Raw genomic sequence first — 15,249 nt, 5'->3', positions numbered from 1 at the left:
TTAGAAGTGAATAAATTAAAAGAGTACACTATCCTCAAGAGGGAGTTGAAGCAGGCTGGGGTGCTGAGGATGATCGGTAAATGAATTCGTAGTAAATATCTTGTCAAAGACCTGGAATAAGGCCTCGAAACCGTGGCTGAAGATACCGTGACTAACGGCGAGATAAAGGGGACCAGCATTTTTAGCCTTGAGCTCCTTTGCCAATCCCAGGAAGGTGCCCCCTCCATCGCAAATATCATCGACAATAAGACAAGGCCTCCCTTGCAGATCATCTTTATAGACTGTGAAATTGGATATGGCGCCGGTCTGTACATTCCTGGACTTAGAACACTCCACTACATCATAGTTCTTAAGGAATTGTCCCAGCTTGTAGATCTTTTTCAAGCCCCCACCATCCGGAGACACCAGTAACATATTGGCAGGGAGCATGGCGGCACATTGGGCTATAAAAGCATGGTTGTCTGTAACAACGCAGTTGTTTAATACGGCAGGAGTAACGTCAGAATGCGGATCAAAAACTGTTATCTTATCAAATCCCACTGCATTCAGCATATCGGCCATTACCTTTACCGTTAGGGGTTCGCCCGGTACCATGACACGATCCTGTCGTGCGCCCGGAAAGTAAGGAATAAAGAGTTCCAGGCACTTTACTCCTGCCCTTCTTAAAGCATCTGATGCGAGCAGGATCTCTCCCATCGCCTTAAAATTTATGACTCTATGGGTGATGATCACCTTATTAGATTCATTGACCGATGCGGTAAGTTTAAAATGAATTTCGCCTCCGGGAAAGGTGAAGGTTGAAAAGGAAAGCTGGGGAAGGCCGGGGAAAGGTCGAAAATCAGGATCGAGATCAAGTGTCATTTTGCGTATTTTTAACGCAAATTAAAACAAGTTTTTCAATCCTTGCAAGTGTTTTGCGTATTTTTTACACATATTTAATTTCAAAGTGGAATCCCTTCGCTACCAACTCCTTATACCGATCTTCTCTAAACCGGTACTTCTTCCCAGGTCTTCCTCTTCCATTCGAAGGAAAAACGCCGAGATCTTCCAACAATTCAAAACTCAATATCTTTTTTCTGAAATTCCTCCTATCGAGCTCCCTGTTGGTGATCGTACGGTACAATCCTTCCAGTTCTGAAAAAAAGAATTCCTTTCCAAGCAGGTCGAATCCGATAGGCTCGTAATGGATCTTAGCGCGTAACCTTTCCAATCCTTTATCTACGATGCTTTGATGATCGTAACCTAACTCAGGAAGATCTTTAAGCAAGAACCATTTCACCTCTAATGCATCCGTATCTGCCTGAATATGTAATCGACCCGGATCTACCAAACCTAAATATGCCACGGTAACTACCCGCCCCCTGGGGTCTCTTTCAACATCATCTCCAAAGGTGTAGAGTTGTTCCAAATAGTCCAATTCTACACTGGTTTCTTCTTCCAGCTCCCGCTTGACGGCATCCTGTATCGATTCATTATCCTTTACCAAGCCTCCTGGTAATACCCATGAGTTAGCGAAAGGACCGTATTTTTGTTTTACACAAAGCAAGTATAACGCTTCGTTCTGATACCCGAATACTACTGCATCTACTGCTAATTTGATATGCTGCACTGTCCAATTATTTTGTGTGTAATTTACACATTATCTCTTGCATAATACACAAGCACCTTCTCTTCAATGGATCCGATTCAGGGCAAGCTATCAATCCACGGTAAACAGCAGTAATGAGCTCATAATATCTGAGCAATATATAGAATTTATTCTATAATATAAAATACCTTTTTTTAGGTGATTCTAATCCAATACCGCCTCGAGCTCCTTCAACCGGCCAGCCAACTCCTCATATCGGTTATAGGCATCCTTACCGGGAACCTGATCGGCCCTGTTGATCATGCTGTTCAAATAAGAGATCTGATCGGTGAGCATAGGTTGCATATAAATGCCCTCTGCGGTTTTCAATTGGTTCAAGACCTCCTTTAAGGCCTTCTTTTCGGCTTCTTCCTTAGTCGCTTCTAATTCCTTCTCCAGGGAGTCTTCGAGTTTTCTGGCACGCTCCATTAAAGCTTGTACTTTTTGCTGAAGTTCTGTCTGCTTGCTCAGGTCTTCTATGGTCAATCCTGCTGCTACTGATCTGGGACCCATCAAAAGTTCGATCTCCTGTGTGCCCTTCCAGTCGCCAACAGATAGTGTAGCGGTATAGGTTCCGGGAGGTACGATGGGTCCGTTCTTGTAGCGTCTCCCTTCATCCTTATGCCAGGCTCCGGTACTTCTGAAATTCCACTCAAATCGATTCATCCCTTTCTTCACCGATAAGTTCTTGTTCGTAACGAACCTGATCTCTTCGGTAGCCATATCCCGAACCACCTTTTCTTTTACCTTAAGCGTTGTGGTATCGCTTACAATATGGTACACTACGTTCCCCATGTCATCTTTGATCTCAAGCTCAATAGCCTGTTCGGGCTTCTCCGCCAGGTAATAATCGATCTTGACCGAAGGATTCGGATATTTAGGAGTAGTGCTATTCCAGGCACCTGATGGCATGCGATAGCGATAGGTACTTTTGGGCTTATACAAGTGATTTTCACCTGAGCGCTCCGAAGCATATTGCCTCAGGGGCGAAATATCGTCCAGGATCCAGAAGCCTCTGCCCATGGTACTCATTACCACATCACCGCGATGGATCTTAAGGTCGGTGATCGGGGTTAGCGGTAAGTTTTGCTGAAAAGGCTTCCAATTCTCCCCATCATCGAAAGACACAAAGACCCCATATTCTGTACCTGCAAACAACAAGCCATCTCTTTCGGGATCTTCGCGAACTACCCGGGTTGGGTAATCCTCCGGAATACCATTTTCACCATTGGTAAGTAACTCCCAGGACTTCCCGTAATTGGTTGTTTTATAGATATAGGGTTTGGTATCTCCCAACTGGTTTCTCAACACACTGATATAAGCTTTTGCCGGATCGTTCGGTGAGGGTTCTACCGCATCAACCCTACCTCCTTTTGGGAGCTTTTTAGGCGTTACATTGGTCCATGTTTGTCCGCCATCCTGTGTTACGTGTACCGGTCCGTCATTAGCTCCCACCCAAATAACACCTTGTTTTACCGGTGATTCACGAATGGCATAGATCGTACTGTAAAACTCTTCTCCGGTAATATCCCTGGTGATGGGAGCCCCGGATATCACCTGCTTATCGTCTTCAAATGCGGTGAGATCGGGAGAGATCGTCTCCCAGGTTTTCCCTTCATCGGTGGTTTTATGCACAAACTGACTGCAGTGATACACCACAGAAGGATCATGAGGCGAAACATGAATGGGGGCTACGCGCTGAAACCTGTAGCGAAGGTCCTTAGGATTGTGACCGTACATATTTGATGCACCCACATAATATTGCATTTCTGTACCGGTTGCCTTGTTAAAGACACCAAACCGCCCCTTACAATTTGAATATACGATATTGGGATCTCCCGGTTTTGGCACTGCAGGGCCGGTTTCACAACCTCCTGTATTGATAATGTAACCCGTTCCCGGTGTTTGCAGTCCATATGGGGCCTGACTCGGCACGGCCACAGTACTGTAATTATCCTGTTGTCCTCCATATACCCAGTATGGATACTGGTCGTCTACCTCCACCTGGTAGATCTCTGCCGTAGGTTGGTTGTATTGTGTAGACCAGGACGCACCGCCATCTAGCGTTACGTTGGCACCTCCGTCGTTGGCCTGGATAAAAATATCGGGGTTATCGGGATTGATCCACATATCGTGATTATCTCCGTGAGGCGATGAGACGCGCTTCCAGTTCTTCCCGCCGTCTTCCGATTTATAATACCCGGTAGCCAGGGAATACAGTACATTGGGATCTTTTGGATCTACTCTTAAATTGGTGTAATAAAACGGCCGTGTGCGAATGCCTTTATGACTAGACACCTGTTTGAAAGACCGCCCCTGGTCTACCGACTTATACAAGCCTCCTTCATTGCCTGGAGCTTCTACCAGGGCATAGACCAGCTTAGAGTCGGCCTGGGTTACGGCCAGATCGATCTTCCCGATAAGTTCTTTTGGCAATCCGTCGGAAATTTTATCCCAGCTTTCTCCGCCGTCAACCGACTTATAGATTCCACCCTCTTCAGGGTTACCCCCACTTATGATAGACCACGGTTTACGTTGTGCCTTCCATGCGGTGGCAAATAGGATCTGCGGATTCGAAGGTAAGAATTCGATATCGTAAACGCCTGTCTCCTCAGAAATGGATAAGACCTTCTTCCACGTTTTACCGCCATTAGTGGTCTTGTACACCCCGCGCTGCGGATTTGCCTGAAAGGCTTTCCCAATTGCCGCAACATAAACGACATTGTGGTTAACGGGATGAATTCTCACCGCGCCGATCTGTCCGACCTCGGGCAAGCCGATGAAATCCCAGTTATCTCCCCCATCGATCGATCTGTACATCCCACGGCCTTCGATGACATTACTACGCAATCCGTCACTCCCTGTACCTACATACACAATATTAGGGTCGTTCTGGGCCACGGCAATAGCACCGATAGAAGGTGTTGTAAAAAAGCCGTCGGAAACGTTCTTCCAGGTATTTCCGTAATCCACAGTTTTCCATACCCCTCCTCCGGTTGCTCCCAGGTAAAAGGTGGCTGGTGCCGTACGAACCCCGGCTACAGCAGTAACCCGACCTCCACGGTACGGACCTAAGTTTCGGTATTGTAAGGATTCAAAATCCTGTGCAATGGCTATACAGGTAAAGAACGCGAAAGCAATAAGGGATAGAATGCGTGACATAGTAGAGATCTTCTTTATATTATGAGATGATGAATATAAAGAAAATAGTCTTATTCTTACAGCGTGAAAGGGCTTGAATAGTGTCCCTTCCTCCTGCTTTCTTCCTACCGAAACTACCGAATACCGCCTGTAGCTTTATGCTTACTACATCCTGCTTTCTGCCTACTACTTACTGCTTCCTGCTTCCTGCCTACTGCTTTTTCCCCTTCCCGTACCAGCGTTTTTTTCCGGAAGAGCGTTTTCCTCCTTGTGATGAGGAAGCATTCCCATTTCGCGAACCACCGGAAGATGACGATCGTTTTGGTTTCGCCTCTTCAAATGAAGGCTGGTTCCCACTTCGGGAACGTGAAGCTGACGATGCATTCTTTTTCCTTCTCCCCGTCGACGGTTTACTGCTTCGGGACCGGGAGGACGAAGAACGTCCGGAGGACCTTTCTGTTGAAGGTTCAGGAAACTCCTTGGGATCGATCTCAACACGGGTGGCCGGGATACGCTGGGAGGTGAACTTTTCAATGGCCTTTAATAATTTCACTTCTTCCCCATCTACCAGGGAAATAGCCTCACCTGAAGCTCCTGCCCTACCGGTACGACCTATGCGATGCACATAGTCTTCAGGAACGTTTGGCAGCTCAAAATTCACCACATGAGGTAAAAGCGGAATGTCGAGTCCGCGGGCAGCAATGTCTGTAGCGACCAGCACGCTGATGGCTCCCGATTTAAAATCGGCTAAGGCTTTGGTTCGTGCTGCCTGACTTTTATTTCCGTGTATCGGTGCTGCCATGATCCCCTGATTCACGAGTTTTTTACACAGCTTATTGGCCCCGTGCTTGGTTCTTGTAAATACCAGGGCCTGCTCCCAGTGCTCCTCCTTGATCTTTTTGATCAGAAAGGTGGGTTTCGCGCGTTTCTCAACGAGAAATACGTTCTGTTCGATCACCTCTACGGTAGTATTCTCAGGGGTAGCCTCCACCAATACCGGGTGATGCATAAATCCCTGAGCCAACTGCTTGATATCGGGAGAAAAAGTAGCCGAGAACAAGAGGTTTTGACGCTTTTTGGGTAAGAGGGCGAGTACCTTTTTGATATCTCTTAAAAAGCCCATATCCAGCATACGGTCGGCCTCATCAAGTATGAGTATTTCCACCTGTCTTAGTGACAAGAGCCCTTGCTGCTCAAGATCCAGTAATCGGCCGGGAGTAGCAATAAGGATATCGACTCCCTTCTTTAACTCATGAACCTGACCGTGCTGTTTCACACCCCCAAAGATCACCATGGACCTTAACGGCAGAAAAGCTCCGTATTGTTGAATACTCGCCTCTACCTGTGCTGCCAGTTCACGTGTAGGGGTAAGCACCAGTGCCCTGATAGGGCGATGTTTATTATGGGTAGCCGATTCAGAAAGTCGCTGTAAAACCGGTAAAGTAAACCCCGCGGTTTTTCCGGTTCCGGTTTGGGCAGAAGCCAGTACATCCTTCCCTTCTAAAATGCGGGGGATGGCTTTTTCCTGTATGGGTGTGGGTTGGGTATATCCTTGTTGGCGAATCGCCTTAAGCAGGGCTTCAGACAAGCCCAGGGAAGTAAATGACATAAATAAAAATTGTGTTGGATGCTGTGTAAACCTCACCAACGATTGGGCGTAAAGGTACGCTTTTCCTGAAGACCTGAAACAAACGACTGTTCAAAAGACTCATAATCATTCAATTACCAAAATATTGAGGGTAATACCCTCTGCAGAAATGCTGTGATATGTTATAATTTGTTTAATTAATTACTTATTTCTTTAAACATTATGTAGTTTTAAGTCATAACTTTTTATCAAAAACCTTTGAACATGTTCGGATTATTTAAAAAGAAAACGGAGAAAGAAAAGCTCTATGAACAGTACCAAAAACTTATGAAAGACGCACACCGCCTATCAACCAGCGACAGGAAGCTCAGTGACCAAAAGACCTACGAAGCTGAAGAGATCATGAAGAAACTGGAAAAGTTAGCCTAAATCAAAATGGAAGATCGAAAGAAGCCTGATCAGGTGGTGTTCAATACCGATACTAACCGATACGATGCAGCGCTAAAACCATATGCCACAAATGTGGGTGCTCCGGCGATTAGAACAACAGATACAAGCGAGTGGAAAAACCGTAGCATCAACAAACTGAACCATAAGGTAAATGCCCGTTACCGGGAGATCAGATTAGCGTATGAAGCGCTAATAGAGGAATTTGAATACAACAAGCTCATTTACAATGCTGAATTCGCATTTGAACCCAACCTCGGAGAAGTATATCACCTGTATAAAAAAGACCGGAACAAAACATTTCTTTCGATCATCGCACCGGAAGAGTGTTCATTTAAATTTTTAGGCAGTTTTCGATTAAACACAGATCATATATGGGAAAAAATAGTACAGAGATCATAGCAGAGCAGGAATTTTCAGAACGGGAATTAGACCGGATCATAGAAATGGCCTGGGAAGACAGAACCCCGTTCGAGGCGATTGAATTCCAATTTGGATTACCCGAAAAGGAAGTCATCAAGATCATGAGAGGCCAACTGAAGGAATCGAGTTTTAAGCTATGGAGAAAACGCGTAAATAGTGGGGTAAGTAGTAAACATGTAAAAAAAAGAAGCCAAGAAATCAAGCGCTTTAAATGTACCAGACAAAAAGCGATCACGGGTAATAAGATCAGTAAACGATAACCTAGATGGTGACTTTCCATATAATGAGTTCAATTAGGGCGTTAAAATGTAACTTTCTAAACTCATAGAATAAAGAGCTCCATGGTAGGATAAAAAATTATGGATAAAAAAGAGCGTAAAATATATATAGTTGGTGCCGGGATCAGCGGACTCACCGCTGCGGTAGTACTTGAACGCAACGGATTTCATCCCGTTATCATTGAAGGATCCGATCGCGTTGGTGGAAGGGTTAAAACGGATATAGCAGAAGGATATCAGCTGGATCATGGATTCCAGGTACTGCTTACTGCCTACCCTACTGCAAAAGAATATTTGGACCTTAAAGCGCTGGAATTACAGCATTTTCTGCCGGGAGCAACGATCTTCCATCAGGGCAAACAGAAAACCATAGGAGATCCATTAAGAAACCTTTCTTTATTACTTCCTACCCTTTTCTCAGGAATAGGTTCGGTCACAGACAAGGTAAAGGTGCTTGAACTCAATAACAGGCTTAAAAGTACCTCCATCGAGGAGGTCTTTAAAGCTCCGGAGAAAACCACACTTCAATATCTTAAAGACCTTGGTTTCTCGGGCGAAATGATCGACATGTTCTTCCGTCCGTTTTTCGGAGGGATCTTTTTGGAGTCTGAACTGAACACCTCGAGCAGGATGTTCGAATTCGTGTATAAAATGTTCGGAGAGGGATTTGCAGCCTTACCGAAAGCAGGAATGGAAGCTATCCCAAAACAATTACAGGCGAAGCTGAGGCACACCACCTTTCATTTCAATACCAAGGTGAGATCGGTAGAAGATGATCAGATCTATTTGGAAGACGGCACCATTCTGAAGACAGATCATACCATTATCGCTACAGAGGCCAGCGCGCTTGTTCCGAATTTAAACAACCAGGACAATAACTGGGTATCTTGTGATACGCTTTATTTTGAAACCAGCGGACGCGTTATCGATAAGCCGCTCATTGGACTGATCCCCGATAAGGATGCACTGATCAATAACATCTGCTATCACACCAGTTTGCCATCAAGGTCAAAAGGAGACGGGGATTTGCTATCGGTTACCGTTGTAAAAGATCACAGCCTCGATCAAAAAGAATTGATCGTCCGTATAAAGAAAGAGCTTCAGGATCATTGTAACATCAAAACCGAACGTTTTTTAAAGCACTACCCTATTGCCTATGCCTTGCCCAAGCCGCATGCTATGCAATATGAACTGTTACCTTCTGAAACCAAACTTAAATCACGTGTATTCCTGGCCGGGGATTACCTGCTCAACGGCTCCCTGAATGCAGCCATGATCTCCGGAGAACGTGCAGCTTTAGGACTCATTGAAAATCTATAGCTGTTAGATGACAACCAGGATGCTCATAACCCCATGCAACCGCAAAAAAAATAGCCCTTCATTTAGGTTCATGATTGACATCATTGAATTTCAATCATTCTTATTCCCTTAGAGTAATGACCTCATCAATTTTACGGCCTGCTCAGGGGTAATATCCCTCTGGGGCGATCCGAACATTTCATAGCCCACCATGAATTTCTTTACGGTGGCGCTTCTGAGCAGGGGCGGAAAAAAACTCATATGCATATGCCAATGGGCATTTTCTTCTCCATTGGTCGGGGCCTGATGTATTCCTGAAGAATACGGAAAGGAGGTGTCGAATATCTTGTCGTATACCTTGGTGATCACCGAGATCGCTTCTGCTAATTGAGCCTCCTGGGCGTCATTCAATGCCCCGAGGTGAACAAGATGCTTTTTAGGAACGATCATGGTCTCAAAAGGCCAGATCGCCCAAAACGGCACCAGGGCTGCGAAGTGCTCATTTTCAAAGAGGATACGCTCGCCAAGTTCTAGTTCCTGCTGAATATAGTCCCCCAGTAGTGACCTTTGGTGTTCCCGGTAATATTGTGCTTGCCTGTTGTCTTTTTTCAACACCTCGTTGGGCAGGGAGCTCTGGCTCCAAATCTGTCCGTGTGGGTGCGGATTACTACATCCCATCACCGCGCCTTTATTCTCAAAGATCTGAACGTAATTGATCCCGTCCCGGATTCCCAGGTCATGGTATTCCCGCTTCCATACCTTCACCACCTTAACGATCTCCTCCGGGGTCATATCGGCAAGGCTTTTGGAGTGATCCGGACTAAAACAGACCACCCGGCAGATCCCTTGTTCACTTTCTGCCCTTAGCAAACCACGATGCTCACTAAATGTTGGTGAAGTATCCTGGAGGGCGGCAAAATCATTTTGAAAAACAAAGACATCTGTATACTCCGGATTCTTCTCTCCATTGATACGGGTATTACCTGCACACAGATAGCAATTCGGATCGTGCTGAGGTCTTTTTTCCCTGACCACGGCCTCCTCCTGCCCCTGCCATGGGCGTTTAGCCCTGTGCGGTGACACCAGTACCCATTCTCCGGTGAGTATGTTATAACGCTTATGTGAATAGTCCTGTAGGTTCATGGCTATTTGATCAAGTGTGTTCCTTTGGAAAGTTTAATATGAATCGGCGTGCATTCGAAGCCGAATTGTTGCACATAGGATCTTCTTGCAGCCGCAATAAAATCTTCAGCATGGGCTTCCTGCACGATATTGATGGTACAGCCTCCAAATCCGCCTCCCATCATCCGGGCTCCAATCACGTATGGGGTATTTACTGCCAGGGCTACCAGAGAGTCCAGTTCTTCGCAGCTCACCTCGTACTGTTTTGAAAGTCCGCTATGGGTTTCAAAAAGCAAATTTCCCAGGGCTTCTACATCCCCTTGTTCGATGACTGCGCCCGCCTTGACCGTACGCGCGATCTCCTGGACCACATACAGTACTTTTTGGTATTCGTCTTCCGAGAGTTCTTTATCCCTCAGCCCTTTTAATTCGTTTTCAGTAACCTCGCGAAGACTGGATTTACCCAACAAACCGGCGACTTTCTCGCATAAGGCTCTGCGTTTGTTATAGGTACTGTCCGACAGGTTGTGCTTTACATTCGTATTTAAAAGTACAAGAGTATACCCGGAGAGGTCGATGTGGAATTTTTTAGATTCCAGGCTCCGGCAATCCAGGAGTAAAAAATGGTCTTCCTCTCCGAACATACTGGCGTATTGGTCCATGATCCCGCATTGCACACCTACGTACAGATGCTCGGCCTTTTGGGATATCATGATCATCTGCCCCCGGGTCAACCCCAGGTCAAATAAGGCATTCAGACTATATACAATACCATTTTCGAGGGCAGCAGAAGAAGACAGTCCGGAACCCGAAGGGACATTGCCGCTAAAGACGATATTAAAGGGTTGGAGTTCACCCCCCGCCTTGATCACTTCTGCAACGACGCCGATGACGAAATTACGCCAACCACCATCCTTAAGCGGTGCAAGGTTAACCAGTTCAAACTCGAAAATTTCCCACAGGTCCAGGGCGATGGCGGTACAGATACCGCTTTCAGGGGTACCTGATTCCTTTATGGCAACGGCGATCCCCTTGTCTATAGCAGCAGGAAATACAAAACCATCGTTATAATCTACGTGTTCCCCAATGAGGTTGATCCTTCCCGGGGAGAACACCAATTGCGGGGTTGCATTAAAAGTTGCCGAGAAATGCTTCCCGACCTTATCCAATAGGTTGTTCTTCATAATTCACATCAGATGATTAGGGTGTCAAAAGTGGAAAGATTCATCCAATAAGGCGATCACTCCCTTCTTGAAAGCGGAAACTCCGGATGCTCGGTCCGCGCACCACCCAACAGGGTTTTAAGTGCCTGTAGTTGTTCCGGGAATTGCCCGGCTAAATCCTCCTGTTCTGAAGGGTCCTGTTCCAGGTTGTACAATTCGAATGTTCCGGTTTCAACAAAATGTACCAGCTTCCATTCTTGTTTTGCCAATGCCTGCACCGGCCCTCTGTGCTCGTTGAACTCCCAGTACAGGTAATCGTGTTTTGCCTGTTCGGCACCCCCTGTAAGGGTGGGTAAAAAGGAGATCCCATCGGTTTCCTGTGTGATTTCCGCGCCCGCAACTTCGGCAAGGGTGGCTTTGAGATCCCAAAAGGCACCCTGGTGTTCGGTAACACTACCGGGGTTTATCTTTCCCGGCCAAACCGCTACAAAAGGCATATGGATTCCGCCCTCGTACAAATCTCTTTTCATTCCGCGGAAGGGCCCGTTACTGTTAAAGAACTCATCACGCACATTATCGTATTCATGTCCGTTGTCACTGGTAAAGATGATCAGGGTATTCTCGTAAACTCCTTTGTTTTTAAGAGTTTCTACCAACCGTCCGATATCGGCATCCATCTTGGAGACCATGGCAGCGTAGGTTACGTGTCCGTTTTCATCATGGCGGTAATGCCCGGGTATCATTTTCCTAAGCGGCCAGTTCAAACTGTCATAAGGTTCTTTGTAATGATCGGGAATGGTGAGCTCAAAATGCGGGGTGGTAAAGGCCAGGTACAGGAAGAAAGGATCATCCTGCTGGCGTTCTACAAAATCTATAGCCTTTTGGGTAAACAGCTCCTGTACATACTCCCCTTTCTTTTCCATGGTATTGTTCTGCGGAAGGGTGAAGAGGGAATCGTTTTCCCAGATCTGCTCGGGATAGTAGTTATGTGCGGGCAGGTGCTGATTGAACCCGTAGAAGTAATCAAAGCCCTGTTTAATCGGAACCGTGGCTCCCAGGTTTTCAGCTAACCCCCACTTGCCCACGACCGCAGTGGTATACCCCGCTTTCTGAAGCACCTCTCCGAGGGTTTCTTCATGTGGATCGAAATCTACGGGCTTACCACTCAACGACCATCTGGGGTTCCCCCTTACGGTACCGTGTCCCGTATGCACCCCGGTCATGATACTGGCCCTGCTGGGGCCACAAACCGGGCTACCCGCATACATCTGGTTAAAGATCATCCCCTCTTTGGCCAAGCGGTCAATATTCGGGGTTTTGATCTTTTCTTGTCCGTTATACCCGACATCCCCCCATCCCAGATCATCGGCAATGATAAAAACGATATTGGGTTGCTGCTGAGGCGTAGTTTCACCGGCCTTTTTACAACTCACGGCAAAGACAGCCAGCAATACCAAGGCATACCTAACTACCTGTATTATACTTTTCATCATGCTACTTTTAATTGAACCATACTTCATGCCCGGTGCGCTCTTATGCCTGTGCCGACCTGAACACCAGGCTAAACAAATATCCGAAAACAAAACAGGAAACCACTCCGATAAAGGAATACATCAAAAAGCTGATATCGGTATAGGCACTAACGTACCAGGTTAATCCTGCACTTAGTGCGAGTCCGATCAAGGTACCAGTTCCATTAGCCCTTTTGGTAAGCATTCCGAGAAGGAACATTCCTCCAAGTCCGCCGGTAAACAATCCTAAGAAACGATAGAACTGATCCCACAGCGATTTGATATTCGAATTGGCCATCCACAGGGCAAATACGATCCCGATCACCCCTGTTAATAAGGTCACCACCTTGGCCGTTCTTAACAGGTTCTTATCACTGATCTCAGGCTTAAAGTGCATATGAAAATCGTTGCAATAGGCCGTAGAAACCGAATTCAGGCTACTGCTTATACTGGACATGGCCGCAGAGAAGATCCCTGCGATCAATAGCCCCGAGATCCCGATAGGCAACTCCCTCACGATATACCATGGAAATATGGAGTCATTATTGGAAATAGCCGGCGATAATTTCTCAGGCATTTCGGTATAAAATATAAACAACAGGGTCCCTATTCCGAAGAAGATTATCGTAGCCGGAAGGGTCAATACCGCATTGGTATACAAGGTTTTCCTGGAATCTTTAATGCTTGTACTGGTGAGGTAACGCTGCACAATGGTCTGATCGGTACCCTGGGTAACCATAGCCGAAGCGAGTCCGCCGATCAACACCACCCAAAAAGTGGAATCGTTAAAATTAAAGTCCAGGTTCATCAAATTGAACTTATCTTTTGAAGCCGCATAATGCACCATCTCGGTAAACGAAGACTCGGTGTACATGAGTATTCCGACTATGGCCAGGATGCTTCCGCCCATTAGGACGACCACCTGCATCACATCGGTCCATATCACCGCTTCAATACCTCCAAAAGTGGTGTAGAACATACAAAGTAATCCCATGATCAGGATACTGATCTCTACGGGAATACCAGTTACGATCGAAATGGCCAGGGATGGTAACAACAATACGATCCCGATACGCCCTAACTGGAAAATAATGAACGACAAACTACCAAAGGCACGCGCCCCGTAATTAAAGCGGTCTTCCAGGTACTCGTATGCTGTCCTGATCTTAAGTTTATTAAAGAACGGAATAAACACAAAGGCGATCACCGGGGTAATGAGAATGGCGGCAATGTTCAAAAAGAAGAACGACCAGTCGGTGATAAATGCTTTCGCCGGAATGGCCATAAAGGTAATGGCACTAAGCAGGGTACCGAAAACACTGAGCCCGGAAGCCCACCATGGGATGCGCCCACCCCCCACGAAGAAATCGTCGGTAGACTTTTGCTTTCGCGCAAAATACAATCCTATAAGTACCGAGATCAAGAGGTACAAGGCCAGTACGCTGTAATTCACCACGCCAAAGGCGTGCCCCTGTTCCCCGATAGTAATACGACTAACCTTCGGCGTCCTGATTCCGGGTGATATTTCTCCGGAAACCATGACATAAGCATCATCATGGGTAAAACCAAGGGCCGTTACAGGGATCTTCTGCTCCAGCTCGTCATAGGCAAACCACTGTCCAGTAATGGTATTATAAGCAAGGACCTCTTTGGAAAATCCGGGATGAGTATTCAGTAAGGAGTCTCTCCTGTTGATCAGTGCTGTGCGAAGGGTATCATTTTCTGTTTCGGCCAGGGATAAACCAATATGTTCGAGTTCGTTGAAGATCACTTCATCCGAACCTCCGTAAACCACCACATGCATGGAGCCCATGGTCTGTGCCGAAGCCCCCATTAATACGCGGGACGCTCCATCTATGGCTATATTTCCTTCTTTCTTCCAGGTACCCTCTTTAAGATCATAGGAAAGGAAGGAACTTAAAGGTGTAGATTTTTTTCCCGCAATCTCATCACGGCCTCCAAAAACAAAAAGCTTTCTGCTTCCCGAGGTCTCCTGTACGGCCATGGTGTGCAAGGCTCTTCGCGAGCCGGGAAACCCTTCCAGTTTTTCCCATTGCTTTTCCCCTTCCAGGTGTAAACGATAAAAGGCATTTGTTGAACCCTCCGCATTCTTTCCCCCAACTACATAGACATAGTCATCATCAACCACCGCTGCAGAAAACGCCAATGGCTCGGGTAAAGACGGATAATCGGTAATGCGCACCTCATTGTTATCTGATTCATAGGACAGTAGAAATACCTTATCACTTACCAGTTCACTATTATTTCCCCCGATACACAAGATACCTTCATCCAGGGTTACCGAAGCAGTGTAGGCCAAAGGCATTGGCAATGATGTTTGCGAACGCTCCCATTGCCCATTTGCCAATACATAGATATCGCTGCTCCATACTTTTCGGCCACCTTCCCATGGTAATCCCTCCGGAAAATTGGCACCACCGGCAGCAATGATCACCTCATTGACAGGACCTCCCATCATACCGGCAAATCCCAGAGAAGGCTCCCCAGATTCCGTAGCCGGCAACTCCGGCAAGTGATGTACTTTAACCTTGGTTTCATCCTGCGCAATTGCGGTGAAACCATTTGCTAATAGCAAGAGTAAGATAAACAGCGAATAGATCTTCTTCATGTTTTACTTTTAAACGTTCCT

12 protein-coding genes are annotated in these 15,249 nt (G+C 46.4%); 4 read left to right on the top strand and 8 right to left on the bottom strand.

The features are described from left to right. Positions 1 to 15 precede the first annotated feature (15 nt). The 4 genes from prs to IS446_RS10740 form a co-directional block, all read right to left on the bottom strand. On the bottom strand, positions 16 to 861 hold the full coding sequence (gene prs, locus IS446_RS10755; RefSeq protein ID WP_203060570.1) for a ribose-phosphate diphosphokinase: 846 nt from the start codon (positions 859 to 861) through the stop codon (positions 16 to 18). Between the two features lie 64 nt (positions 862 to 925). Next, on the bottom strand, positions 926 to 1,609 hold the full coding sequence (locus IS446_RS10750; RefSeq protein WP_203060568.1) for an NUDIX hydrolase: 684 nt from the start codon (positions 1,607 to 1,609) through the stop codon (positions 926 to 928). Positions 1,610 to 1,792: 183 nt separating this feature from the next. Continuing rightward, positions 1,793 to 4,789 carry a hypothetical protein gene (locus tag IS446_RS10745; RefSeq protein WP_203060566.1) on the bottom strand — a complete coding sequence of 999 codons (2,997 nt, stop codon included), beginning with the start codon at positions 4,787 to 4,789 and terminating at the stop codon, positions 1,793 to 1,795. 190 nt (positions 4,790 to 4,979) lie between these two features. After that, positions 4,980 to 6,377 (bottom strand): DEAD/DEAH box helicase, encoded by a 1,398-nt coding sequence (locus IS446_RS10740; RefSeq protein WP_203060564.1) that lies wholly within the window; start codon positions 6,375 to 6,377, stop codon positions 4,980 to 4,982. A gap of 243 nt (positions 6,378 to 6,620) precedes the next feature. On the opposite strand from IS446_RS10740, the gene IS446_RS10735 reads away from it, so the two are divergent. From IS446_RS10735 to IS446_RS10720, 4 genes are all read left to right on the top strand, one after another. Further along, positions 6,621 to 6,785, top strand: coding sequence for a Lacal_2735 family protein (locus IS446_RS10735; protein WP_203060562.1), 165 nt, complete (start codon positions 6,621 to 6,623; stop codon positions 6,783 to 6,785). A 6-nt stretch (positions 6,786 to 6,791) separates the two neighbouring features. Beyond that, on the top strand, positions 6,792 to 7,205 hold the full coding sequence (locus IS446_RS10730; RefSeq protein ID WP_203060560.1) for a DUF2452 domain-containing protein: 414 nt from the start codon (positions 6,792 to 6,794) through the stop codon (positions 7,203 to 7,205). Continuing rightward, on the top strand, positions 7,178 to 7,486 hold the full coding sequence (locus IS446_RS10725; RefSeq protein ID WP_203060558.1) for a TIGR03643 family protein: 309 nt from the start codon (positions 7,178 to 7,180) through the stop codon (positions 7,484 to 7,486). Before IS446_RS10730 ends, IS446_RS10725 begins: the two co-directional genes overlap by 28 nt. Positions 7,487 to 7,585: 99 nt before the next feature. Beyond that, a complete protein-coding gene (locus IS446_RS10720; protein WP_203060556.1) occupies positions 7,586 to 8,824 on the top strand; it encodes an NAD(P)/FAD-dependent oxidoreductase in 1,239 nt (412 codons plus the stop codon). Between the two features lie 108 nt (positions 8,825 to 8,932). Here the strand turns inward: IS446_RS10720 and IS446_RS10715 are convergent, their stop codons facing one another. From IS446_RS10715 to IS446_RS10700, 4 genes are read right to left on the bottom strand one after another with little or no spacing between them, the layout of a single operon-like run. Continuing rightward, positions 8,933 to 9,952, bottom strand: a complete 1,020-nt coding sequence (locus IS446_RS10715) for a UDP-glucose--hexose-1-phosphate uridylyltransferase (RefSeq protein ID WP_394370964.1) — start codon at positions 9,950 to 9,952, stop codon at positions 8,933 to 8,935. Then, complete coding sequence (galK, locus tag IS446_RS10710; protein WP_203060552.1) at positions 9,949 to 11,109, bottom strand: galactokinase; 1,161 nt, start codon at positions 11,107 to 11,109, stop codon at positions 9,949 to 9,951. Before galK ends, IS446_RS10715 begins: the two co-directional genes overlap by 4 nt. A 56-nt stretch (positions 11,110 to 11,165) precedes the next feature. Further along, a complete protein-coding gene (locus IS446_RS10705) occupies positions 11,166 to 12,581 on the bottom strand; it encodes an arylsulfatase (protein ID WP_203060550.1) in 1,416 nt (471 codons plus the stop codon). A 40-nt stretch (positions 12,582 to 12,621) separates the two neighbouring features. Continuing rightward, on the bottom strand, positions 12,622 to 15,228 hold the full coding sequence (locus IS446_RS10700; RefSeq protein WP_203060548.1) for a sodium:solute symporter family transporter: 2,607 nt from the start codon (positions 15,226 to 15,228) through the stop codon (positions 12,622 to 12,624). Positions 15,229 to 15,249 lie beyond the last annotated feature (21 nt).

This window comes from Robertkochia sediminum, from assembly GCF_016786255.1.
Taxonomy (GTDB): Bacteria; Bacteroidota; Bacteroidia; order Flavobacteriales; family Flavobacteriaceae; genus Robertkochia; species Robertkochia sediminum.
The sequence above is the reverse complement of the archived record's forward strand: the minus strand, read 5'-3'. Positions and strand labels throughout refer to the sequence as shown.